Source organism: Anaerococcus prevotii DSM 20548 (assembly GCF_000024105.1).
In the GTDB taxonomy this organism is placed as follows: domain Bacteria; phylum Bacillota; class Clostridia; order Tissierellales; family Peptoniphilaceae; genus Anaerococcus; species Anaerococcus prevotii.
In genome coordinates, this window is record NC_013171.1 from 953,264 (window position 1) to 977,977 (window position 24,714).

Consider the following 24,714-nt stretch of genomic DNA (forward strand, 5'->3'; position numbering starts at 1 on the left):
AACATATGTCAATATCAGATTATATCGAACAAAAAGCACAAGCTAAAAAAAGAGAAGTAAAATACGAAATTTGGAAAGCAAAGAATCATGACAGCAGAATGAGAGCTCAAGGAGCAATCTTAGGTACATTAGTTGGTGCCGCAGCTGGATTATTACTTGCTCCAAAATCTGGAAAAGAAACTAGAGAAGATATAGTAGATGCCTTCAACGATACAGTTGACACTGTAAAAGATGGAGCTATCAATGCCGTTGATAGTGCAAAAGACGGCTACGAAGATCTTAGATACAGAGCATACACTGACCTAAAACCAATTAAAGATGGTTTTGAATATGGTACAGAAATAGTAAAAGAAACTGGAAGTCAAATTAAAGAAGCCTCAAAAGATGCTGCAGAAAACATCAAAGATGGAGCAAGCGATGTTAAAGATATCGTAAAAGAAGGTGCTAAAGAGGCTAAAGAAGTAGCAGAAGAAACAGGAAAAGAAGTCAAAGAAGACGCGAAAGATGCTGCTAGTGATACAAAAAATGCCGCTAAAGAAGTAAAAAAAGAAGCTAAAGAAACCGCTAAGGAAGTAAAAAAAGAAGACGAAAAAGCTAAAAAAGATACAAAGAAAAACTAAGGAGATTTAGATGCTAACAATAAATGTAGATCTTCTTGGAAATATTATTTTAACGATTTTAGGCATAGTTGCCCTAGTGTTTTTAGTGCTTCTCCTAAAGAATCTAAATTCATTAGTGACCAAGGTCCAAGGAGTGCTTGACAAGAACTCAGACAATCTTGATCAAGTAATAGACAAATTGCCTAATATAGCTGATCAAGCAAATACGCTTGTAGCAAATGTTAACACAATCGTAGCTGATCCTAATCTAAAAATGGCAATAGCCAAAGCAAATGATACAATGACAAATGTAAATAGCATTACTGATGACTTAAGAGATACTGTAAATTATGTCGGAGTTACTGCTGTTGATAGTGTCGATACATTAGGTGCTGGGGTTGCTTCTATAACTGATTATTCAACATTAATTATGGATGTAATTGATATAGCAAGAAATGTAATATCAGGTAGATAAAGTTAAGGTCATCAAGCGATGGCCTTTATTATTTCTTATTTAAGGAGGAAATATGGGTCAACCAACAATTAAAGATGTAGCAAAGCTTGCGGGAGTGTCAATTTCAACTGTATCTAGAGTAATGAATAATTCCAAGCCTGTTAGTCCTGAAGCTAGGAAGAAAGTCTTGGATGCAATAAATAAACTCGACTTTAAGCCTAATGAGCTAGCAAGATCACTTGTAATGCGTAAATCGAACCTAGTTGGTGTAATTGTCGAGGATATAGGTATAGAATACATGGCTCAACTTATTAGAGGGATTGAAGAGATTGGTAGAGTATACAAGTATGATATTCTATTGTCTAGTTCTTATGGTGATGAAGAAGCTCTAGAAAACTCAATTGACTTCCTTGCGACAAAACAAGTAGAAGGCCTAGTTATAATAACTGAAAATATTTCACCAGAAGTTCTTGTGAAATTAAGAGATAGGAGAATTCCTTTTGTTCTTTTAGATAAATATCATACCTATAAGAACGTTAAATCTGTAAAGGTTGATTATGCTGCAGAAGAAAAAAGGCTTATCGAAAGTTTAATAGAAAATGGTCATGAGAATATTTTATATATAAATCATGAAGAAAACAACATACTTAACCAAAACATGCTAAAGGGTTATAGGGATGCATTATCTGAGTCTGGAAAGAAAGAATTTGTGATTAATACAAAAGGCATAAGCTCTGATGATGGATACAATATAGGTGGACAAGCCCTAAAGCTTGTTAAAGAAGAAACTATAACAGCAGTGTCATGTGTAAATGATGAAGTAGCAATTGGTTTTATGAACTATTGTGTAGATAACGGTATAGATGTACCTAAGGACTTATCAGTTACTGGATTTGGCGACTCAAATATAGCAAGTATATATAGACCAAAAGTAAGTACAGTATCTATTCCATATTATGATATTGGGGCTATATCTATTCGTGCCTTAATAAAAAGGATAAAGGAAGAAGAAGATATACTTGAAGACGATTGGATTATAGACGGTCAAGTTGTAGAAAGAGAGTCAACAAAGTCAATTAATTAACAATAATTATAATCTTATTGTTAATTCATAAAAAAATAGTAAAATAGAATTGTAATAATAAAATAGGAGGCAATCAATTATGGCAGAAAGAAAAGTTGTAGTAGCTAATGAAACTGGATTACACGCTAGACCAGCAGCATCATTAGTACAATTTGTAAAAAACTACCCAGGTGAAGTTAAGATAATCAAAGAAGGTAAAGAAGCAAATGCTAAATCAATCTTCAACGTTATGAGCCCTGGAATTGCTAAAGGAACAGAAATTACTTTAGTAGTAGAAGGTGAAGATGAAGAAAAATTTGCAGATGAATTAGTTGAATTTATCAATAACTTATCTGAATAATACGATTGTTATTAAGGATACTGTTACAGTATCCTTTTTTTAAAATAAGGAGTAATAATTATGAGCGAAAAATATAAAGGTTTAATTGCCAGTAGTGGCGTTGCTATAGGCAATTTGTATTTATTTACTAGAGATAAAGTTGTAATAAGCGATAACAAAATCGGAGAAAATGATACAAAAGAAGAGTTCGCCAAAGTAAAAAAGGCGATTGATGATTATATACAAGACTTAGCAAAGCTAGAAGGAGCAAGCGAAGCTCAATCAAATATAGCAAAGGCTCATACAGAGCTTCTTTCTGATCCATATTTTACAGATACTATAGAATCTAAAATAACAAATGAGCTAAAAAATAGCGAGATGGCTCTAGATGAGACTATCAAAGAAATGGTTGAGATTATGAGTCAAATAGATGATGATTACTTGAGAGAACGTGCAAGCGACTACCAAGATATAGGATTCCAAGTAATGTATAAGCTAAAAGGTATCACACCAAAGACTCTATCAAATCTTGATAAGGGAAGTATTGTTATATCAAAAGAGCTTACGCCATCTGACACATCAAATATGGATAAAGAAGCAGTAGTAGGTTTTGCAACAGACCTTGGTGGTAAGACAAGCCATACTTCGATAATAGCACAAACACTCGACATTCCAGCACTTGTAGGAATGGGAGATATTTCTAAAAATGTAAAAGGTGGAGAAAAAGCAATTCTCGACACAAATGAGGGAATTTTAATAGTTAATCCATCAGATGAAGAAATATCTAAATATGAACTATTAATCAAAGAACAAAAAGAGAAGAAAGAAAGATTAAAAGAAATAAAAGATAAAGAAGCAATCAGTACAGATGGCAAGAAGATTGAAGTTTCTGCCAATATTGGAAATATTGAAGATTTAAAGCTTGCTATAGAAAATGGTTGTGATGGAGTTGGTTTATTTAGAACAGAATTTTTATACATGCAAAACTCTGACTTCCCATCAGAAGAAAGTCAATTTGAAGTTTACAAAGAAGCTACACAAATGCTTGGAGATAAACCTCTAATTATAAGAACACTTGATATTGGTGGAGATAAGGGACTTGATTATTTCGAATTCCCAAAAGAGGATAATCCATTTTTAGGCTACAGAGCTATAAGACTTTGTCTAGACAAAAAAGAAATGTTTAAAGACCAACTAAGAGGCCTAGTTAGAGCATCTGCTTTCGGAAATCTTAAGATTATGATTCCTTTTGTAGTAAATATAGATGAATTAAAGGAAGCGAGAAATCTAATTGAAGAAATCAAAGAAGAACTAGACGAAAAAGGTATCGCCTACAACAAAGACCTTGATGTTGGAATAATGGTTGAGACATCATCATCTATTATTATGGCTGATAAATTTATAAAGTACGCTGACTTTTTCTCTATAGGAACAAACGATTTAACTCAATACACATTGGCAGTAGATAGAGGAAATGAGCACATAGCAGACTATTACTCAAACTTTAACCCTGCTGTTTTAAGAGCAATCAAGCATGTAATAGACGTTTCTCACAAGGCTGGTAAATGGACTGGCATGTGCGGAGCTTTCGCATCAGATACACAAGCAACTAAATTACTTCTTGGTCTAGGCTTAGATGAATTTTCTGGATCATCAGCTAAGATTGCTGAGATTAAAGATACAATTATAACATCCAGCCAAGAAGAAGAAGCGAAATTTGCTGACAAGGTTCTTGACTGCGAATTAACTGAGGAAGTAGAGAATTTAGTAAAAGAGCATAATTAAAAAATGATAAAGAACTATGATTTTTTAAAACATACACAATTATTTTCTGATGTGAAAAATATAGTTGCTATTGATAAGATATCAGAAAATAAACTAAAAATAACAAACGGGCTTGGAGAAGATTATGTCTTTGCCTATTATGACATCAAAGATCATGAAGCGATTGAAAGCGAACAATTTATCCAAGGACGTCTAGAAGATATAGGGCTGGCTCCTCTTCGTATATATGAGGAGGGAATAATGCCTGATATAAACAAGGCTTACAAAATTTTTGAATATAGACAGGAGATTTCCCTAGGAGAGTTTCTTAGAGATAATAGTAATAGTGATTGTAGGAATGTTGGTATAGCTTTTGGAAAGGTCTTAAAAGATTTTCACCAAGTAAAACCTACTGAAGCTGTCGACTGGGAGAAGAAATTCCTCACCAAATCAAATTACCTATTTTATATACATGGTTTATCAGAAGATATTGGGGAAAATGATTATATACTAATAGATTATATTGAGGCTAATATACATCTAACTAAAAATACCCCTATAAATCTCATGCACGGGAAAATTAATGAAAAGAATATTAGAATATACGACAATGATAAACTTGATCTAAGAGGCATAAAGGATATATCTTATGGAGATGGTGTCTTTGACTTTGTTGATATTAACAAGCTTGCCTTATATTCTGAGGAGTTTGCTAGAGGTGTTTTGGAAGGGTATTTTGAAGGAAATAAGCCATCTAGAAAGTTTTTTAGGCTCCTAAGCTTGTATCAAGCATATACTATTTTATATAATAAAGTTGATAGTAATAGCAAAAAAGACCATAGTTTGGATGAAGAAGAGATCAAACAAATTCTAGAAATGTATGATGATTTTAATGAATTGCTTCCTGAATGGGCCAGATAAATAAGGAATGAGTCAACTTACGAATGATTGGTTGTTTAAGTATACTTGTAATTAGTAATCTAATGTTTAGATTAAGAAGCTTTACTGGCTAAATTATACTTAGACTAAATATTTTTCTAGTTCGTAAGTTCTCTTCCTTTTTCATTGCTTTATTTTATCAACATTCTGATTGAATATAAATCTATTTTGTGATAACATTTTATTATATAAAATCGGAGGAATAATATGAAGAAATATTTGTGGATACTTTTAGGGACTTTCCTGCTATCAGCAGGCTTATATTTTTTCTTGATCCAACATGATATTGCTGCAGGAGGAATATCGGGTTTTTCACTGGTTCTATCGACTGTTTTTCCTAGATGGAGTATAGGGACTATCAACCTTGTACTAAACGTACTGGTATTGGCCTTTGGAATTTTGGTATTAGGTTATGATTTTGCGAAGAAGTCCTTATTTGCATCATTTGCCTTATCAGCTTTTATTATTTTATTTGAAAGAATATTTCCAAATGTGATTTTAAGTCATGATAAAATAATAAATATTATTTTTGGGGCAATTGTTATGAGCTTGGGACTTTCCATAGTATTTTATCACGATGCTTCTACTGGAGGCACTGACTTAATAGCGGCAATTGTCAAAAAGCTCACCAACATGCCCATACATATATGTATGTTTATAGCTGATTTTGTCGTAGTAAGCTTATCTATTAAGGTTTTTGGCATAGAACTAGCCATGTATGCTGTATTGACAATCTTAATTCAATCACTAGGGATTGACTATTTTATACAAGGTTTTGGTAGAAAAATTGCCATATTGATTATATCTGATAAATACGAAGATATAAACAAATTAATATTAGAAAAACACAAAAAGGGAGTTACCTTACTTAAGGCTCAAGGAGGATATTCCCTAGAGGATAAAAATGTAATAATGACTGTAACCTCTGTTAGAAAGTTTCCTATAATCAGAGAAGATATAATATCTATAGATGATAGAGCTTTTATTTTCACCTACCAGGTATCAGAGGTTCTTGGTGAAGGATTTACTTTCGATCAGTTGAGTAATTAATTAGGAGAATATTATCAAAGAATTTACTATAAAAAGATTTAGCAAAAATAAGGCATATCTTAAAACAAAATTAGGAGATGCTGTAATAGATAAAAAATATGTGAAGGACATGAGGGTTAATGATAAGGTAAGCGCAGTTATATATCACGATAGAAATCAAGTCTTGAGGGCAGCTGTCGATTTCCCATATGAAATAGGATCTATTCACTCGCTTAAGGCTGTAGATATTGATAAAAAAGGCGTTTATTTTGAAATAGAAAATAATCAAAATATCTTCATGCCTTTTACTGAAAGAACATACAAAATCATAATGGATATGACTTATCCAGTAGCTTTCAAAGAAGACAGAAACGCTTATGTATACCTAACTTCCAAGATAAGAGACTTGCTTAGAAATGATCACTCATACGAGGAAAATGACGAAGTAAGCGGTAGGATTTATTCCATAAATAAGTCTATAGGCGCATTTATTGCAGTTGATAATAAATATGACTCCCTACTTAGAATTGTTGAACTTAGAGGAGTTCATATAGAAGGCGAGTTAATTGAAGCTAGGGTTAAGGAAGTAAAAGATGATGGTAAGCTTGAGCTTTCATTGAGGCAAAGGGCTTACTTACAGATGGATGATGATAGTGACAAAATCCTTGATTATCTTTATGAAAATGATGGAATTGCATATTTTTCAGACAAGTCTTCGCCTGATAATATATATAGGGTTTTTAATATGAGCAAATCTGCTTTTAAACGAGCTTTAGGAAGACTTTATAAGAATAATGATATAATTATATATAAAGACAGAATTGAACTAAAGGAGGATAAATATGACAGAAGATAATAATAAGCTATTAGCAGAAGTTAATGGCAAAAAAATATATACAAGCGATGTTTATCAATTGATGAATAGCATTGAGGATAGGGAAAGATTTAATAGCGAAGAGGGTATTAAAATCCTAGCTGATGAGATGATAAATCAAGAAATCTTGCTAAAAGATGCATATGATGAGGGCCTTGACCAAGATGAGGAATTTGTTAAAGAGCTAGATTTAGTTAAGACAAATATGCTCAAGAACTACGCTATGCATAAAATATTTGAAGAAGTAAATATAAATGATGATGAGATTAAAAAATATTATGAAGAAAACAAGGAAACCATCAATCCACCAATTCTTTATGAAGCATCACATATTTTAGTAAAAGATCTAGAAACAGCCGAAAAAGTGAGGGGAGAAATAGAAAAAGGATTATCCTTTGAAGATGCAGCTAAAAAATATTCTATAGATCCTTCAAAAGAAAATGGCGGTTCATTAGGTAAATTTCCGAAAGGTGTTATGGTTAAAGAATTCCAAGAAGGACTTGATGCTATTGAAGTAGGAGAAATTTCAGCACCAGTTAAGTCTCAATTTGGATATCACCTTATAAAGCTAACAAATAAAGAAAATGTTGAAACTCCAAAGTTCGAAGAGATTAAAAGTCAAGTAGGCCAAAGGCTTATAATGGCCAAAAGACAAGAAGCATACTTAGAAAAGCTTGGAAAAATAAAAAAGGATGTAGAAGTTAAGAAGTACTACTAGGAATAATTATGGATTATAAAAATATTTACAATAATCTCGATAATTATATAAAATCTATAGATAGGATGAATGTAGACAGTTTTTCAATTGAATCAATTGAAGATTTTATCCTATCTAAAGCTGAAGCAAAAAAACTAGATATTATAAGTTTTGGCAGTTCTCGCTATATTAAAAATACAGGCTTAGCTAAAATAATTCTCCATCTTAATTTGGATGATGCTAAGGATAAGATCCAAGTTCATATTGATGATAGTGAAGATTCTAAGATTATTAAGTCAAAAGTGAATGTAAATTGCTTGATGAGTGCATTTATTATTAACTATATGATTGAATATTGCGACTGTAATTTCGATATCTTACTTACAAAGAATAATATCCACTTAAAAGATGCGGGATATGATAAATTAAGAGAAATGATTAGGACAGATAAGGTAGTCAATCTTAATCTTTTGCAAAGCGATTGTATAGCGGATGAATTTTCAGCCTTGAAGCTATTTTTAAACCAAGTTAAAGTTGAAAGGTTTACTCCTGACTATGAGTATCAAACATACAGGCTGGAGCTATCTGACCTAAGTGGAGGACATGCGGGAGAAGAGGTCGATAAGGTAAAGCTTAATTCAATTAAGTTAATGATAGGGATTATCAGAAAAATTAGGGCAAAGGTTGATATAGATATTGTATCATTGACTGGTGGCTTTAGATATGACTATATACCTAGACAAGCTCAAGTTGACTTTATTGTAAATAAGGACTTTGAGGCTGAGCTGGTTAATATATTTGAGATAGTAAAAAATGAAATTATAGAAAAAAATCTTAAGTATGAACCTGAAATGAAGCTATCTATAAAAAAAATCGAGAGCAAAAAGCATCTTCCTATAAGTGGTGAGTCTTTTAATCACTTAGCTTCTTTCATAGAACTAATTCCTACAGGTAGCTACTTTGTAAACTCAGTTGATGAACAAACCATAAGTTCTTGTTCTCTAGCAACAGCAAGGAGTCTCAAAAATTACATTAACATGATTTTAGTATTGAGATCACTATCTGAAGAAAGCATGAGAAACATGGAAGATAAGATTAAACTTGCATCTACAATATCATCATCAACTCTTACCGAAAGATTCAACATAGATAAATGGAAAAATACAGATGATGAGTTGACTGAAGTATTTAAGAAGTCATATATGAAGCTAGAAGGAGAGGAATTAAAGGCTATAAAGACACAATTTTCTCTTGACAGCAGTATTATATTTAATAACTTAAATGTGAAAATCATATCAATTGGGGTAAAATATAAACAAGGTGATGGTATCTATTATTCAAGTTTAGATGACCTTTCTAAGCTCATTTCTTTACTTGAGACGGTACTAAGCGAAATTAATTAATAGGAGGGACTATGACAGAAAAACTTAATCTACATGGTCACGAAGTAGAATTTGGAAAGAATAAAGGTAAAGCCATAATAGAGATTGGTTTTGACGAAAATACTGACCAATGTTATCTAATTGATATATTCACTGTTGATAAAACAGATTATGTCGCTTTATTATCAAGTGATAGCTCGCAAATTTATTTATTCTACTATAACGATTCCTTCGATAATGATGAAATAAATTTAGAAATAATTGAAGATGAAGATGAAATGGATGAAGTTTTCCATTTATTCACCCATTATTGGGATGAAGAAGCTTTAGATAATCTAGTAGATGATTATGAAAGTGATATGGATGATAATGATGTGATAGATGAATAATAACCCATATTATTCAGTAAGTAAGTATTATAAGGATACTTACGGAGAAAAAGTCTATAAACTTCCTATCAAACTATCCTTAACTTGTCCCAATAGAGATGGAGCTTGTGGAGTAGGCGGATGTATATTTTGTTCGGAATCAGGTGGTTCTTTTGAAAATCTACCAAGTTTCCTTACAGTTGATCAGCAGCTGGAAAAAAACAAAGGTTATATAGGTAGGAGATATAAAGCTAAAAAGTTTATAGCCTATTTTCAAAACTTCTCTAATACCTACATGAGTCTCAGAGATTTTAAAGAAGTAATCAGTGCATGTAATAAAGACTATATCGTTGCAATTTCAATATCCACTAGAAGTGATTGTGTAAGCAGAGATAAGCTTGTATTTTTAGAAGAATTTAGTCGAGAAACTGGAATAGATATAACATTTGAATTGGGTCTTCAAACAGCCAATTATAGAAGTCTAGATATCTTAAATAGGGGAGAGTCCCTGGCAGATTATATTTTGGCAGTACAGATGATAAATGAATATAAGTTTAGAGTTTGTACCCATCTAATCTTATCCCTACCCTGGGATGATTTAAGAGACGTAGTAGAAACAGCAAGAATTGTCAATGTGTTAGGTGTAAAAGAGATAAAAATTCATTCCTTGTTTATTGTTAAAAATACAAAACTTGCCAAAATGTATGAAGAAAATAAAATACAGATGATTAGCAAGGAAGAGTATGAAAACAATGTTATTGAATTTCTAAGATATATCGATAAAGATGTCGCGGTGGCAAGAATTGTTGGAAGAGCTCCAGAAGAAGAAACGATATTTTGCAATTGGGATACTTCTTGGTGGAAAATTAGGGATGAGATAATACAAACTATGAACGACAAAGGAATAGTTCAAGGCGATAAAAGCAAAAAAATAATTTTTGATAAAATAAAGGAGGATTAATATGATTAATTTAGTTTTGGGTGAACAAGGTGTTGGTAAAACAAAATACTTGGTTGAGGAAGCAAACAAAGAGAAAGAAAAAGGAAATAACAATATAGTATTTGTTGACACTGATGATAGCCAAATCAACACATTAGATCACAAAGTAAGACTAATCAATGCAAAAAGCTACAAGATTTGTAACATTGATGGGCTTCTAGGATTTGTAGGAGGAATTCTTGCACGTGACTACGATATTGGAAAGATTTATCTAGATGGGATTTATGATATAATTGACATTAATAAAGATAATATTGAAGAACTTAGTCAAAGACTTAAAGATTTATCTGAGTATTCAAAATCTGACATATACCTAGGATTAGATTGGACAAAAGAAGACGTTCCTAGCTCTCTAGATGCAGAAGTTATTGAATTAAAACTAGAAGATTAGTTATGACCGTCTCTAAGGAGACGGTTTTTTATTATGAATATAGAAGAAAAAAAACTGAAAATTTTTGAGGATTGGAGAAAGGAATCAATTGATTTATTAGATAATGCTAAGATTAATAAGGATGAGTTTTTAGATTTGAATTATAATTTTTTAAAAAAACTAGAACTCAAGCCTTTTTCTCAAATCACTAACACTAAAGAGGCTATTTACAATTACCAATACTATAATGTTATGGCCAAGAAATCTAATTTTGATGCAAAAACTTACCAGAATTTGAAGAAGAAAAAAAGAATATACAATAAGCTTATAAATGATAGGGAGAATTACTACTATCTTAAAGATATTGCAACTCAAAGATTATTAGAAATGATTGATTATAAAAATTTGGAATGCTATTACATAAGTCTAAAGTCTAAAAGACTTAAAGGCTTGATATTTGAAATTCATATTCTAGATAGAGAAAAGCTTATATTGCATTCGAAAAATAAGAAAATACTGGATAAGTTAAAACAAAAGGGTGTATTTAGTGAAATTGCAAGAGAATCATTAATTGATTCTTATGTGAATAAATCATATTAATATGAAAGAAGTTAGAATAAGTGAGAATGACGGAAATCAGAGATTTGATAGGTTTTTGAGGAAGTATTTCGAAAATGCTCCTCTGTCAGTTATTCAAAAAAATATTAGAAAGAAAAATTTTAAAATCAATGATAAGAGAGCAAAAAAAGATGATTTTGTATATCCTAATGACATAGTTAAGATGTATATAAAAGATGAGGATTATGATAAATGGATTACAAAAATCGACTATAAACCTAGTGATTTCGATCTTGATATAGTCTATGAGGATAATAATATAATAATTATGGACAAAAAGTCAGGTCTCTTAACTCATAGCTCTTCTAAAAAAGATTATGGCAATAATCTAGTAGATAATATGCTACATTATTTGTATAAGACTAAATCTTTTGACATGTCAGATAGAACTTTCAAGCCAGCTGTAGTTAATAGACTAGATAGAAATACAGCAGGCCTTGTTATAGGAGCAAAAAATGCTGAGAGCCTTAGGAGTCTGAACAAGGCAATTAGGGAAAATAAGATTGATAAGTTTTATCTAACAATTGTAAAAGGTTATGTGGAAAAGGAATTTTCAATAGATACTCATATAAGTAAAAACGATAATCGTAATCGTGTCAGTAAATCGAGGAATGGAAAGAGAATTAAAACTAATTTTAAGCCGTTAGAAACAAATAAAAAGTTTAGTTTACTTGAGTGTGAATTAATTACTGGCAAAACTCACCAGATAAGATTTTCGTTAAAAGAAAATTCCACACCTATAATTGGTGATAGAAAATATGGCGATAGAAATACAAATCAGAAGCTAAGAAAATTTGGAATAAATAATCAAATTCTTTTGGCCTATAAGATTAGATTTTCAAACATAGAAGGATTGGAATATTTGGAAGGTAAAGAATTCTATTCTGAAAGAAAAGAATCTATTTTAAAATTAAAGGATAAAATATTTAAGGAGTTATAATGGGAAAAGTAATAGGAATTGATATCGGTGGAACTAAAATTAATGCATGTTTAATTGATGATAAGGGCGAAATATTAGAAAGAAAAGAAGTTCCTACCAATGCTAATAGGGGTAGGGAAGTAGTTTTAGAAAATATAAAAAGTGCTATTTATGACTTATCATATAAAGAGGCTATTGCTGTTGGTATTGGTACTCCAGGCTTTATTGATTCAGAGAATGGGATTGTAACTTTTGCAGGAAATATTAAGGGATGGACAGGACTTAACTTAAAAGAAGCAGTTGAAGAATTCGTTGACGTTCCTGTCTTCGTTGAAAATGACGCTAATATTGCATTAATAGCAGAAAAATGGATAGGAGCATGTAAGGATTACGATAATGTCGTTATGATTACCCTAGGAACAGGACTTGGCGGTGCTATTTATACGAAAGAAGCTGGCCTACTATCAGGATCACATTTCCAAGGAGCTGAACTTGGTCATATGATTCTACATGCTGGAGGAGATCCTTGTACTTGTGGACAAAAGGGATGTGCCGAAAGCTACTGTGCTGGAACTGCACTAACTAAAGGCTACAAAAAGCTTACAGGTAAAGAATTGAGTGGTCAAGCAATCTTTGATTTAGTAGAAACTGATAATGATGCAAGGAAAGTCTTGGAAGACTACCAATCTGACCTAGGGTATCTTTTGACATCACTTAGAAATATTTTTGATCCTGATGTAATTGTTGTTGGTGGAGGCGTAATCCATGCTAAGGACGTTTTCTGGGACGGCATGGTATCAAAATATCAAGAATACTGCAATAAACCTAGTGAAGTCGACATTATTCCTGCCAAATTTTTAAATAACGCTGGAGTAATTGGTGCAGCTAAGATTGCCTTTGAAAGAGTAAATCATGGAAAATAAGAAAATTTTAATAGTTGATGATGAAGATCCAATTAGACAGTTTATGAAGATAAATCTTGATTATCAAGGTTATCAAACAGTAGAAGCTGCTAGTGGTGAAGAAGCAATTAAAATTTTTGAAAAAGAAAAACCTGCACTTGCAATACTTGATATAATGCTTCCTGGAATGAGTGGATATGAAGTATGTGAAAAGATAAGGGATGAATCCCCTATGACAGGAATAATTATGGTTTCTGCTAAATCCCAAGATATAGATAAAATCTTGGGCCTAGAAAAGGGGGCTGATGATTATATAATAAAGCCTTTCAACCCACAGGAGTTAATTCTAAGAGTTAGATCGCTTATGAGAAGAGTTAACCTAAGTCAAGCTAGGCCAAAAGATGATAGTAAGGAAAATTTAACGGATGGACCATTTACTCTAGATATTTATGCCAAAAGCTTTTATAAAAATAATAAGGAAATAGATGTAACCCCAACGGAATTTACAATATTACAGAATTTCATCAAAAATAAAGGCAAAGCCATGACTAGAGATGAGATAATGACTCAAACTTGGGGAGAAAATTATAGCAACGATACAAAAATTGTCGATGTAAACATCAGAAGAATAAGAGCTAAAATTGAGGATAATCCCGCAAAACCTGAATTTATTGAAACAGTCTGGGGTACAGGTTATAGATGGAAGTAATTAGAAACGATGAGTTTATAGATAAAGAAATAAAATCATATAACAATAAAAGCCCAAACGATAGTATTAAATTTAATGTTATAAAGATAGTAATGTTTTTTGTAATTACAGTAGTAATTGGATTTGAGATATTTGCCTATAATAGTATAAGATCATACTACGAATCAGCACTTACTGATTCCATGAAAAATCAGGCGAGGATTAATCAATTGCAATTTAGTAATTATATGAACAGATACGACCTAAGTGATATTATTATTGGTGATAAGAATATATTCTACAGATCAAATGATACCCAAGTGCAAATACTTGACAATTCTGGAGTGGTTTTGTTCGACTCAATGGCTTCAGATTTGGTAGGCAATACATTAGAGAGTTCTGACGTTAAATCTGCTATAGAAGGCAAACAAGATTCTACAAAATCTAAGAGAGAATCTACTGGGGAGAGTTTACTCTCCCTATCTTATCCTCTAGTCTCAGCCAACCAGCAAGTAGGAATTATTAGATTAACTTCTTCTATGGACAAGGTAGATAAAAGAATTAGTGATGATACTTTCTGGTATGTCATATTTGGTATAATCGTAAGTCTATTAGCCCTTGTTGTTTCTTTTTTCGCAGCATCAAGTTTTGTAAAGCCTATAAATGATTTGATTAAGGTTTCTGAGAAACTGGCTTCAGGAGATTATACAGCAAAGGCAAATATTAAAGGAAATAATGAGATAACAGAGCTTGCAAACACCTTAAACAGTCTAAGCGATAATATTATTCAACGAGAAGATATGAAAAACGACTTTATTTCATCAGTTTCTCATGAACTTAGGACTCCACTAACATCTATTAAAGGATGGGCTATTACCCTACAGGCACCAGAAATGCAAAAAAATGAAGATATGATGGGCCAAGGACTTAAAATTATTGAAGATGAGGGGGACAGACTTTCTATGATGGTAGAAGATCTCTTGGACTTTTCTAGACTATCTTCGTCAAGTTTTAAGTATGATAAGGAAAAACTAGATATAGTTGAACTTTCAAAGCAAATTCACACCCAGCTTTTCCCTAGGACGCAAAGTCAAAATATAGAGTTCAACTTTGTAACTATATATAAGGAAATTCCAGTATTTGCTGATAAAAATAGGATGAAAGAAGTTTTGATTAATATAATTGACAATGCAATCAAGTTTACTTCTGAATCTGGTCAAATTGACCTGATAATTGATCAAGAAGACGGAAATGTCCTTATTACAGTCAAGGATAATGGAGAAGGGATTAAAGAAGACGAGATAGCTTTTGTAGCAAGTAAATTTTATAAGGGCTCTTCTTCAAAATCGCAAACCGGTCTAGGCCTATCAATATGCGAAGAAATCGTTAAGGCTCACGGTGGAAAGCTTGTGATCAAAAGCCAATATGGTGTTGGAACATCAGTAACTGTACAGATACCGAGGTATGAAGATGAAGAAAATGTATAGACTGCTGATACTCTTAGTATCGATTATCGTCTTATCGTCATGTACTAATAGTAAAAGCGAAGAATTAAATAATCTAATCCAAATGCCTCAGCAAGAATCGCCATCTATTACAGGGACTTGGAGGGTAAAAGAGGTAAAAAGCAAGAAAGATTCGTCTGAAGATCAAATACCGAATCAAGGGGACTTGATTTATATTGACAAAAACCTTGTAGCCATAGATGATTCATATGCTTTTCCTCCGGTATTTTCATCCAAGTATGTGAACTTGTCAAAATATCTCAAAAATAGAGGAATAGATAATATAAAGGTATCTAAAGACAAGAACTCTGTAATAATAAATGCTTCCCAAGGGCAATTATTTTCAAAAGATTTTATAAAACAAAGCGATTTATCTATGTTTTATATAATAAATGACAGCTTAGTAGTTTTAGAGAAAGTCTCTAACAAAGTTGATTCAAAAATCTTAAACAGCTATTCTAAAAAGGCCAGCAAGGAAAGGACGACCAATCCAGAAGGAGAGGATGTAGCAGAAGATCAAGCAATCACCTTAGGTGTTAGAGAAAGGGTTGATGAAAGTAGTGATTATGTATCATATAATTATTATACATATTTAATTAGAATCAAAGATAATGGGAATATTTCTTACAAAAAAGCCTATAATATCTTTGTAAACGATAAGGACGAGTATTGGTCAATCAATACTAATAGCAATAACATTACAAACAATTATGATGAACTTGTAGCTTTTCCGGTTAGAATTAGAGATAAAATAGGAAATCCTTCTACAAGAAGCAGATATTCCTTCAAAGATATTAATCTTAATATGCGACTAAACTATGTTTCTAATGAATTCATATCAATAGACTATACTAGCCTAGTAAATGATAATCCTATAAGAAAATATGCTATTCTTGAAACAAAAAATCTAAAAGACGGCAAGTTTTTATCCCTTCAAGAGTTCACGGGTGAGGAAGATTCGGATTTGATATTTAAGGAAAGAGTTTTGGACGAGGCTAACTCTAATTTTAAGAATTTAGATGAAAAAAATATTCCTTTTGATAATACGAATTTTGGTATAGTAAGGAATCAGGGACAATGGATATTCCAATCTTCTATCTTTACAGGAGATGGAGAGAACTTTGAACAAAACTTTTTTCCTATGGAAATAGCAATTGGTAGCCAAATGCTAAATAAGAAGTCTAACAAAGATACAAAAGATTCCCTAACAAGAGATCAGGTTAGAAATATTAATGCGCAATTTAAAGACTATCATATAATATCTAATGGGAAATACATCCTAATACAAACTCCAGATGAGATTTTAATCCATAAGATAAGGGATAATATGATAGATAAGAATCCCACATTTTCTATACCAACTATGAATTCTACAACAATTGTATCTATCGATGAACAGTCTGCTAGCTCTGCTGAAAATTTGGAGTCAGCATTTACTAATTATAACGAAATAATAGAAGAGCAACGTTAATTCACTTGACTAAGTATAAGTTTTTCTGTTATCATTTTATAAGGAGAATATATGGAATTACTATTTGCAACAGCTAACAAAGATAAATTAATAGAAGTTAAAAAAATGCTAGCTAATGATTTGATTAAAATGCCTATAGATATTGGAATTGAGAATTTTGATGTTATTGAAGATGGAGATACACTCGAAGAAAATTCATATAAAAAAGCACATGAGCTTCATGAATTAACAGGCAAACCAGTTTTTGCAGATGATACAGGGCTTTTTGTAAAATCTTTAGATAATAGGCCAGGCATACATTCTCATAGGTATGCGTCAGCCAACGCTACTTATGAAGATAACCGTAAGAAGTTATTAGAAGAATTATCTGATAAAGATGATAGGAGTGCCTACTTTGAGACTGTTATTTCATATATAGACCCAAAGGGAGAAGTGCTTTATTTTACTGGAAGACTTTATGGACATATAAGCGAGATAGAGAGGGGTAAAGGAGAATTTGGCTATGATAAAATTTTCATACCTGAAGATTCTCAAAATACCCTAGCCGAGTTAACTATAGAAGAAAAAAACCAAATTTCACATAGGGCAAGGGCCATGGAAAAGTTCAAGAAATACTTAGGTGAGATATGAAAATTCTAGTAACAAGTGATACTCATGGCATGTATGATGCAATAAGTGATTATATACTTTCACATGATGACATCGACTTATTAATCCATGCTGGAGATGGTCTTGAAGACGTAGAAAAAATTTATTATGAAACTGGTATAGCTCATTATGCTGTTAAGGGGAATAATGACTATTTCATTGAAGAAGATTATGAAAAAGTTATAAATTTAGGAGACAAAAAGATCTTTCTAAGCCATGGCCATAGGTATAATATTGACTTTACCTATGAAAACATCTTGGAAAAAGCAAAGCAGGAATCTTGTGATATCATTATATTTGGTCATATTCACAAATATGTAAACGAAATAAAAAATGGAATACTGCTTTTAAACCCTGGATCTCCTTACTTAGCTAGAGATGGATTTTATGGTTTTGTAATATTAGAGATTGATGATAAAATAAAGTTAAATAGGATTGAGTTAAATTAAGGAAGGAATTATGACTGGATTAATAAATTTAGTTTCCCAATACTCATCTAGGCTTGCAATAGTACCTATTGTATCTTTTATAATGGCAGCGATATCTATAGTTATCTATTTCATTAATAAAAAAAGGATTGTCAAATTCATTCCTTCATTAGCGGTAGGTGGATTGGCATTAATTATTGGAATAATTTCTATTACGATTTTCACAAGTAACTCTGGCTTGAATATGGCTTGGATTGCCATATTTTTGGGATCTGCCTCTATAGTTGGTATAATAGTTTGTTTTCTTATAGAACTTGTTGTAGATATAAGAAATAAAGTAGAAGACATAGAATCCAATGATGAGAAAAGATCATCTAAAGAAAGAGTAGCCAAGAAGAGAAATTTTAGGAAAAAATCAGATAAGAAGGAAAAGTAAAATGAAAAAAAGAACGGCAGCGTTTTTTGATATTGATGGAACTCTTTTTAGAAATTCCCTCCTAATTGAGCATTTCATAAAACTTACAGAAGATGGAATTCTTCCCAAAGAAATTTGGACTAATGAGATTGGTCCATTATACGATAAATATCAAAATAGACTTGGCGCCTATGAGGACTATCTAGATAAGGCAGCTTTAGTTTATCAAAAAAGTATGATAGGGCTTGATAGGGATATTATAGAGAAATATTCGAAGCTCGTTATAGAAGAAAATAAAAATAAAGTTTATATGGTGACGAGAAAGGCTGTCGAAAAACACAAGATGAAAGGTGATTTGATTTTTTTCATCTCTGGTTCGCCAAATTTTCTAGTAGATCATTTTGCTAATTTCTACGGTGCAACAGAATCTATATCTACCGACTATGTTTTTGATGAAAATAATAAATTTTCTGGTAAAGTAATTCCTATGCGGGATGGCAATAGTAAGCTTTCAGCTATAAAAGATTTAGATAATAGATATGAAATAGACTTAGAAAATTCTTTCTCTTATGGAGATACAAATGGGGATATAACAATGTTTGAAATGGTTGGCAATCCTCATGCAATAAATCCAAGCTACGAGCTTATTAACAAGCTATTGTCTAGAGAAGAGCTTAAAGAAAAAGCAGTTATAAACATAGAAAGAAAAGATGTGAATTATAATTTTCGACTAGGAGATATGGTCGTAGAATTCAATAAGTTTTAAGAGTTTAATGAATATTATTTTATTATAAAATTGATTTTGGCTAAATAGAAAGAAAAATATACAAAGATAAATTTTTCATGAATATTATTTCTTTTGTTTAGCTATTTTTGTTCCCTAGTAGAAAAATTATTGATTTTTTCATCTGATTTTATGGTAAAATAATATATGAGGTAAGGAAGTAATGAAGGCAGAATTAAGCGAAAATTATCCAATAATTGAAAAACTTGAATATAATTTTTTAATAAATGAAGATATATACTCATTGAATACGCTTATGTCTTTGTTACATGATAAAAACTTTGTTTATTTTTCTAAAAATAGTTTTTATGTTAAAGATTATGTTCTAAAGAACCTTAAAAAATATTTTTGGAACCTAAGAGATATTGATCAAGTCATTGACTCATTAGATAGGTTGCTTGGTCAAGATATTTATAGATATGAATATATTATATCTATAAAAGCTCAATATAGGGCCTTTAGAGATAAGAAGGCAGTCGATAAACTAGAGTACAAGCTGATTGATGATTTGGGTGTGAATTACCTGATTGAAAGTACGAATTTTCACTACAATAGATTTGATCCTAAAATTATTGAAATTTCTGATAATTTTAAGAGAAATATTTATAATAATAGGGGATTAGTAAAAGAACTTAATAAAGATATTAAAGTCTATGCTGATATGATTATAAGGGATAAGATTTATAATATAGATACGACGACCCACAAGCAGCTAAGTTTTGACACTGATTCTATTTATACAGAAGATATAACAAGCCAACAATCGAAGAAAATGTATGAAAAAACTCTTAACTATTTGTATAAATCTATCGTAGATACCTACGCAGAGTATTATTTTAGAGGTTTAATTAGAGAGGTGTTTAAAAGGTATCAATAGGGCATAGAGCCCTTTTTATTTTGAAGATTATGAGGATATTAGGAATAGATCCAGGTATTGCCATTATGGGATACGGGGTAATTGAATTTAAAGAAAATAAGATTAAAGTATTGGAAAATGGAGTTGTAACCACTTCATCTAAGACTAAAACAGGCAAAAGATTAGAACTCTTGTATGATAATTTGCACGAAATTATAGAGGAGTTTAAGCCGGATGAGTTTGCAATTGAGGAGTTGTTTTTTAATTCAAATGTGAAGACAGCCATAATTGTAGGACACGCAAGAGGAATTCAGGTTCTTTGCGCTCAACAGAAGGGACTTCCTATTTATGAATACACACCCCTACAAATCAAACAAGCTATAACTGGTTATGGTAGGGCTAGCAAAAGTCAGATGCAACTAACGATTACCCAATTATTGAATCTAAAAGCAATCCCAAAACCAGATGATGCTGCAGATGCCTTATCTGTTGCCCTATGCCATGCTCTAAGCCAGAGATTTAAAGAAAGGTACAGGTTAAATTAATGATTTCATATATAATAGGTCATGTTAGGTCGATTAAAGAAGATAGTTTTATTATTGAAAATAACAATATGGGTTATTTAATATTTTCTTCCCTAAAAACCTTGTCTAATATAGAGATAAATAACGAATATAAGATTTATACTTCCATGCAAGTCAGAGAAGATGATATATCTTTGTTTGGATTTTTTACAAAAGATGAGCTAGAGATGTTTACTCTCTTAACTTCTGTTTCTACAATTGGGCCAAAGATTGCTATGGGAATCCTATCGTCCATTTCTGTTAATGAAATAAAAACTGCAATAATTAACAACGATATAGACAAACTAACAGTTGCAAAAGGAATAGGGAAAAAATCTGCTTCAAGGATTATCTTAGAGCTTGTAGATAAGGTTAAGAAGATGGACTTTGTACCTGTAGAAAACATCGAGCTTAATAGTAAGGATAACGAAGAGATTGATGTCGCAAGAGAAGCTCTCCTTAACCTTGGTTATGAGAAAAATGATGTTGAGAAAGTTTTATTTGAGCTTAAAGATACAGACTTAAGCCTTGAAGGACTTGTCAAAGAAAGTCTTAAGAGATTGATATAGGTGATTAGATGTATGATGAAAATGAAAGAATAGTTGGAAGCAACGAACAAATAGAAGATTTACAAGAAGAAAGTTGCATTAGACCAAGGTGGTTAAAGGATTATATCGGTCAGGATAAGGTAAAAGAAAAGCTTGATATCTTTATACAATCATCGCTTTCTAGAAATGAACCCCTAGACCATGTCTTGCTGCAAGGACCGCCAGGCTTAGGTAAGACAACCCTTTCTACTATTATCGCTAATGAATTGGGCGTTAATTTAAGAGTGACAAGTGGGCCTGCCATTGAAAGACCTTCAGACCTTGCAAGTATTCTTACAAATTTAGCTGAAGGGGATGTTCTTTTTATAGATGAAATCCACAGGATAAATAGGTCAGTAGAAGAAATATTGTATTCAGCCATGGAAGATTTTGTTCTAGATATTATTGTAGGTAAGGGCCCAAATGCCCAATCGATTAGGATTGATTTAGCTAAGTTTACTCTAATCGGAGCAACTACAAGGGCTGGTATGCTTTCAGCGCCACTAAGAGATAGGTTTGGAGTCCTTCTTGCCCTTAACTTGTATGATACTAAAGATCTAACTACAATAGTTAAAAGGTCAGCACAGATACTTGATATTCCTATAGATGATAAGGGAGCTCTGGAAATTGCTCGAAGATCTAGGGGTACACCAAGGATTGCCAATAGACTTCTAAAAAGAGTCAGAGACTTCGCTATAGTTAAGGCTGATGAGAAAATCGACTTCGAAACTAGTAAAAGAGGTCTCGAACTTTTAGAAATCGATCCTATGGGCCTTGATACTATGGATAAGAAAATAATAATGACAATGTATGATAATTTTGGCGGAGGTCCTGTTGGAGTAGATACTATAGCTGCCTCTACTGGAATTGAAAATGTGACAATTGAAGATGTATACGAACCATATTTGTTACAAATTGGCTTTATTTCAAGAACTCCAAGAGGAAGAGTTTTGACTAGAAAAGCTTATGAACATTATGGACTTAAGATAGAGGAGTAAGATGAGAACAGAAGAATTTGATTATGAATTGCCAGAAAGTTTGATAGCCCAACATCCATCAGATAAGAGAGATGAAGCTAGGATGATGTTATTAGATAAAAGCACTGGAGATATAGAAGATAAGCACTTTTTCGATATAATAGATTACCTAAAGCCAGGTGATGTTCTAGTTATGAATGACACTAGGGTTATTCCAGCAAGGCTTTTTGGTCACAGAGAAGGAAAAGATGAGTCGATTGAAGTTTTTCTCCTACACAATATAAAAGGAAAAAAATGGGAAGTTCTTGTTAGACCTGGCAAGAAAATGAAGATTGGCGTTGAAGTTATCTTTTCAGATGAATTAAAGGCTAAGGTGATTGATATCAAGGAAGATGGCAATAGGGTTGTCGAGTTTACCTATGAGGGAATATTTAATGAAATCCTAGATAAACTCGGTAATATGCCTCTACCACCATATATTAAGGAAAAGCTTAAAGACCCTGAAGAATATCAGACTGTTTATTCTAAAAACCCAGGATCTGTTGCAGCCCCTACCGCAGGACTACATTTTACGAAAGAGTTATTGAAGAAAATTGAAGAAAAAGGGATAAAACTTGCCTTTTTGACTTTAAATGTTGGACTTGGGACTTTTAGACCTGTAAACGAAGATGATATTACTGACCATAAGATGCATTCAGAATTCTACACTATAAGTCAAGAAACAGCGGATATAATCAATCAAGCTAAGAGAGAAGGAAATAGGGTAATAGCTGTAGGAACAACTAGTATAAGAACCTTGGAGTCAGTTTATAAAAAATGTGGCAAGATTCAAGAAGACTCTGGATGGACTGATATATTTATATATCCAGGATTTGAATATAAGGTAGTAGATGCAATTATAACAAACTTCCACCTTCCAAAATCAACTCTTATAATGTTGGTAGCAGCTTTTACTAGCAAGAAAATAATTTTAAACGCATATGAATACGCAGTTAAAGAAAAATATAGATTCTTTAGCTTTGGCGATTGTATGTTTATTTGTTAAGGAGAAATATGGCTTTAAAATATGAATTAATAAAAAAAGATAAATACTCAAATGCTAGGGTTGGAGTCATTCACACTGCCCACGGAGATATACCTACACCTATTTTCATGCCGGTAGGAACCTTGGGTACTGTAAAGACTATGACACCAGAAGATCTCCTAGGTATGGGAGCAAAGATTATTCTTGGTAATACCTATCACCTTTATCTAAAACCTGGTATGGATATTATGAAAAAGGCTGGAGGTCTTCACAAATTTATGAATTGGGATAAGCCAATCCTTACTGATTCTGGTGGATTTCAAGTATTTTCCCTATCGGACAACAGAAAAATAACTGAAGAAGGAGTAACCTTTAGATCTCATATTGATGGATCTAAGCATCTTTTTACTCCAGAGAAATCAATAAGCATACAAAACGACATACATTCAGATATTATGATGAGCTTCGATGAATGTGTTGATGCAAGAGCTGATTATGACTATGTAGAAAACTCTATGAAAAGAACTCTGAGATGGGCGAAACGCGGTCTCGATTATCATAAAGAGCATTCTCATCCGGACCAATCCTTATTTGGTATAGTTCAGGGTGGCATGTTTAAAGACCTTAGGGAGAGATCTGCAAGAGAAACTACAGCTATGGATTTTGATGGATTTTCAATTGGAGGGCTTTCCGTAGGTGAGACTAAGGAAGAAATGATCGATATACTAAACTTTACAACACCTTTTCTACCAAAAGATAAGCCTAGGTATAATATGGGAGTAGGAACTCCTGATTATCTGTTTGAGTCATTCGAAGCAGGAATTGATATGGCTGATTGTGTCCTTCCAACAAGAATTGCAAGAAACGGAACAGCCCTTACTTCTAGAGGAAGGCTTGTTGTAAAAAATGCCGCTTATAAGGAAGACTTCACATCCCTTGATCATGAATGTGATTGCTACACTTGTAGGAACTATTCAAGAGCTTATATAAGACACCTCATGAATGTAAATGAAATTCTTGGGGCAAGATTACTCTCTTATCACAACTTATATTTCTTATTAAAAATGTGCGAAAATATCAGGGAAGCTATTATGGAAGACAGGTTCTTGGATTATAAGAAAGAATTCTACGATAAATACGGATATTAATGAAGATAGAATATTTAACACTCATAATATTAATCGTATATTTTTATAAAATAAGTATAAAAGATAGTATATCTGAATCCAAAAACAAGAAATTTATTCAAGAAAACCTTAAGATTGGTTCTTATGTTGTAATTATGTCAGGAATAATTGGTGAAGTTATAAATATTGATGAGTCGACTGTAATAATTGTAAGTGGAAATAGAGAGCATAGATCCTATCTTAGAATAGAAAAAGATTCAATCAAAAAGATAATTGATAGACCAAATTAAGGAGGGAGGCTTTGGCCTCTTTTCTTTATAAGA

The 24,714-nt window shown here is 32.1% G+C and carries 30 protein-coding genes; all 30 read left to right on the plus strand.

Going from position 1 to position 24,714, the window contains the following annotated elements:
- The first annotated feature begins 5 nt into the window (after nt 1–5).
- A complete protein-coding gene (locus tag APRE_RS04500) occupies nt 6–620 on the plus strand; it encodes a YtxH domain-containing protein (protein WP_015777810.1) in 615 nt (204 codons plus the stop codon).
- 10 nt (nt 621–630) lie between these two features.
- Nucleotides 631–1,074: a hypothetical protein gene (locus APRE_RS04505; protein WP_015777811.1), complete on the plus strand. Its 444-nt coding sequence runs from the start codon at nt 631–633 to the stop codon at nt 1,072–1,074.
- Between the two features lie 52 nt (nt 1,075–1,126).
- A complete protein-coding gene (locus tag APRE_RS04510; protein ID WP_015777812.1) occupies nt 1,127–2,137 on the plus strand; it encodes a LacI family DNA-binding transcriptional regulator in 1,011 nt (336 codons plus the stop codon).
- Nucleotides 2,138–2,216: 79 nt separating this feature from the next.
- Nucleotides 2,217–2,477, plus strand: a complete 261-nt coding sequence (locus APRE_RS04515) for an HPr family phosphocarrier protein (RefSeq protein WP_015777813.1) — start codon at nt 2,217–2,219, stop codon at nt 2,475–2,477.
- 60 nt (nt 2,478–2,537) lie between these two features.
- Nucleotides 2,538–4,241, plus strand: a complete 1,704-nt coding sequence (gene ptsP, locus APRE_RS04520) for a phosphoenolpyruvate--protein phosphotransferase (RefSeq protein ID WP_015777814.1) — start codon at nt 2,538–2,540, stop codon at nt 4,239–4,241.
- Between the two features lie 3 nt (nt 4,242–4,244).
- Nucleotides 4,245–5,141 carry a hypothetical protein gene (locus APRE_RS04525; RefSeq protein WP_015777815.1) on the plus strand — a complete coding sequence of 299 codons (897 nt, stop codon included), beginning with the start codon at nt 4,245–4,247 and terminating at the stop codon, nt 5,139–5,141.
- Nucleotides 5,142–5,366: 225 nt separating this feature from the next.
- The gene (locus tag APRE_RS04530; RefSeq protein ID WP_015777816.1) at nt 5,367–6,209 is read left to right on the plus strand and encodes a YitT family protein; all 843 of its coding nucleotides are present in this window, start codon (nt 5,367–5,369) and stop codon (nt 6,207–6,209) included.
- A gap of 109 nt (nt 6,210–6,318) precedes the next feature.
- Nucleotides 6,319–7,044: a S1 RNA-binding domain-containing protein gene (locus tag APRE_RS04535; RefSeq protein WP_172540107.1), complete on the plus strand. Its 726-nt coding sequence runs from the start codon at nt 6,319–6,321 to the stop codon at nt 7,042–7,044.
- Nucleotides 7,031–7,780, plus strand: coding sequence for a peptidylprolyl isomerase (locus APRE_RS04540; protein WP_015777818.1), 750 nt, complete (start codon nt 7,031–7,033; stop codon nt 7,778–7,780). The genes APRE_RS04535 and APRE_RS04540 overlap by 14 nt, the downstream gene beginning before the upstream one ends.
- A gap of 8 nt (nt 7,781–7,788) precedes the next feature.
- Nucleotides 7,789–9,162, plus strand: coding sequence for a zinc-binding metallopeptidase family protein (locus APRE_RS04545; RefSeq protein ID WP_015777819.1), 1,374 nt, complete (start codon nt 7,789–7,791; stop codon nt 9,160–9,162).
- An 11-nt stretch (nt 9,163–9,173) separates the two neighbouring features.
- Complete coding sequence (locus APRE_RS04550) at nt 9,174–9,530, plus strand: DUF1292 domain-containing protein (protein WP_015777820.1); 357 nt, start codon at nt 9,174–9,176, stop codon at nt 9,528–9,530.
- A complete protein-coding gene (gene mnmL, locus APRE_RS04555) occupies nt 9,523–10,470 on the plus strand; it encodes a tRNA modification radical SAM protein MnmL/YtqA (RefSeq protein ID WP_015777821.1) in 948 nt (315 codons plus the stop codon). The genes APRE_RS04550 and mnmL overlap by 8 nt, the downstream gene beginning before the upstream one ends.
- Before the next feature lies 1 nt (nt 10,471).
- Entirely contained in the window at nt 10,472–10,900 is a 429-nt protein-coding gene (locus tag APRE_RS04560) for a hypothetical protein (RefSeq protein ID WP_015777822.1), read from the plus strand.
- A 33-nt stretch (nt 10,901–10,933) separates the two neighbouring features.
- The gene (locus tag APRE_RS04565; RefSeq protein WP_015777823.1) at nt 10,934–11,479 is read left to right on the plus strand and encodes a DUF6648 family protein; all 546 of its coding nucleotides are present in this window, start codon (nt 10,934–10,936) and stop codon (nt 11,477–11,479) included.
- 1 nt (nt 11,480) lies between these two features.
- Nucleotides 11,481–12,437, plus strand: a complete 957-nt coding sequence (locus APRE_RS04570) for an RluA family pseudouridine synthase (RefSeq protein ID WP_015777824.1) — start codon at nt 11,481–11,483, stop codon at nt 12,435–12,437.
- Entirely contained in the window at nt 12,437–13,339 is a 903-nt protein-coding gene (locus APRE_RS04575) for an ROK family protein (RefSeq protein ID WP_015777825.1), read from the plus strand. The genes APRE_RS04570 and APRE_RS04575 overlap by 1 nt, the downstream gene beginning before the upstream one ends.
- Nucleotides 13,329–14,027, plus strand: coding sequence for a response regulator (locus APRE_RS04580; RefSeq protein ID WP_015777826.1), 699 nt, complete (start codon nt 13,329–13,331; stop codon nt 14,025–14,027). The genes APRE_RS04575 and APRE_RS04580 overlap by 11 nt, the downstream gene beginning before the upstream one ends.
- Entirely contained in the window at nt 14,018–15,493 is a 1,476-nt protein-coding gene (locus tag APRE_RS04585) for a sensor histidine kinase (RefSeq protein WP_015777827.1), read from the plus strand. Before APRE_RS04580 ends, APRE_RS04585 begins: the two co-directional genes overlap by 10 nt.
- Nucleotides 15,471–16,982, plus strand: coding sequence for a hypothetical protein (locus APRE_RS04590; RefSeq protein ID WP_257005685.1), 1,512 nt, complete (start codon nt 15,471–15,473; stop codon nt 16,980–16,982). Before APRE_RS04585 ends, APRE_RS04590 begins: the two co-directional genes overlap by 23 nt.
- A 51-nt stretch (nt 16,983–17,033) precedes the next feature.
- Nucleotides 17,034–17,612, plus strand: coding sequence for an RdgB/HAM1 family non-canonical purine NTP pyrophosphatase (rdgB, locus tag APRE_RS04595; RefSeq protein WP_015777829.1), 579 nt, complete (start codon nt 17,034–17,036; stop codon nt 17,610–17,612).
- Nucleotides 17,609–18,079, plus strand: a complete 471-nt coding sequence (locus tag APRE_RS04600) for a YfcE family phosphodiesterase (protein ID WP_015777830.1) — start codon at nt 17,609–17,611, stop codon at nt 18,077–18,079. Before rdgB ends, APRE_RS04600 begins: the two co-directional genes overlap by 4 nt.
- A 10-nt stretch (nt 18,080–18,089) precedes the next feature.
- The gene (locus APRE_RS04605) at nt 18,090–18,494 is read left to right on the plus strand and encodes a hypothetical protein (RefSeq protein ID WP_015777831.1); all 405 of its coding nucleotides are present in this window, start codon (nt 18,090–18,092) and stop codon (nt 18,492–18,494) included.
- A gap of 1 nt (nt 18,495) precedes the next feature.
- Complete coding sequence (locus APRE_RS04610; RefSeq protein WP_015777832.1) at nt 18,496–19,239, plus strand: HAD family hydrolase; 744 nt, start codon at nt 18,496–18,498, stop codon at nt 19,237–19,239.
- A gap of 181 nt (nt 19,240–19,420) precedes the next feature.
- On the plus strand, nt 19,421–20,134 hold the full coding sequence (locus tag APRE_RS04615) for a hypothetical protein (RefSeq protein WP_015777833.1): 714 nt from the start codon (nt 19,421–19,423) through the stop codon (nt 20,132–20,134).
- 29 nt (nt 20,135–20,163) lie between these two features.
- A complete protein-coding gene (gene ruvC / locus APRE_RS04620) occupies nt 20,164–20,658 on the plus strand; it encodes a crossover junction endodeoxyribonuclease RuvC (protein WP_015777834.1) in 495 nt (164 codons plus the stop codon).
- Nucleotides 20,658–21,245: a Holliday junction branch migration protein RuvA gene (gene ruvA, locus APRE_RS04625; protein ID WP_015777835.1), complete on the plus strand. Its 588-nt coding sequence runs from the start codon at nt 20,658–20,660 to the stop codon at nt 21,243–21,245. Before ruvC ends, ruvA begins: the two co-directional genes overlap by 1 nt.
- Before the next feature lie 8 nt (nt 21,246–21,253).
- Nucleotides 21,254–22,261 (plus strand): Holliday junction branch migration DNA helicase RuvB, encoded by a 1,008-nt coding sequence (gene ruvB / locus APRE_RS04630; protein WP_015777836.1) that lies wholly within the window; start codon nt 21,254–21,256, stop codon nt 22,259–22,261.
- A 1-nt stretch (nt 22,262) separates the two neighbouring features.
- The gene (queA, locus tag APRE_RS04635) at nt 22,263–23,285 is read left to right on the plus strand and encodes a tRNA preQ1(34) S-adenosylmethionine ribosyltransferase-isomerase QueA (protein ID WP_015777837.1); all 1,023 of its coding nucleotides are present in this window, start codon (nt 22,263–22,265) and stop codon (nt 23,283–23,285) included.
- A gap of 8 nt (nt 23,286–23,293) precedes the next feature.
- Nucleotides 23,294–24,412 (plus strand): tRNA guanosine(34) transglycosylase Tgt, encoded by a 1,119-nt coding sequence (tgt, locus tag APRE_RS04640; RefSeq protein ID WP_015777838.1) that lies wholly within the window; start codon nt 23,294–23,296, stop codon nt 24,410–24,412.
- Nucleotides 24,412–24,681: a preprotein translocase subunit YajC gene (locus tag APRE_RS04645; protein WP_015777839.1), complete on the plus strand. Its 270-nt coding sequence runs from the start codon at nt 24,412–24,414 to the stop codon at nt 24,679–24,681. Before tgt ends, APRE_RS04645 begins: the two co-directional genes overlap by 1 nt.
- The last annotated feature ends 33 nt before the right edge of the window (nt 24,682–24,714 follow it).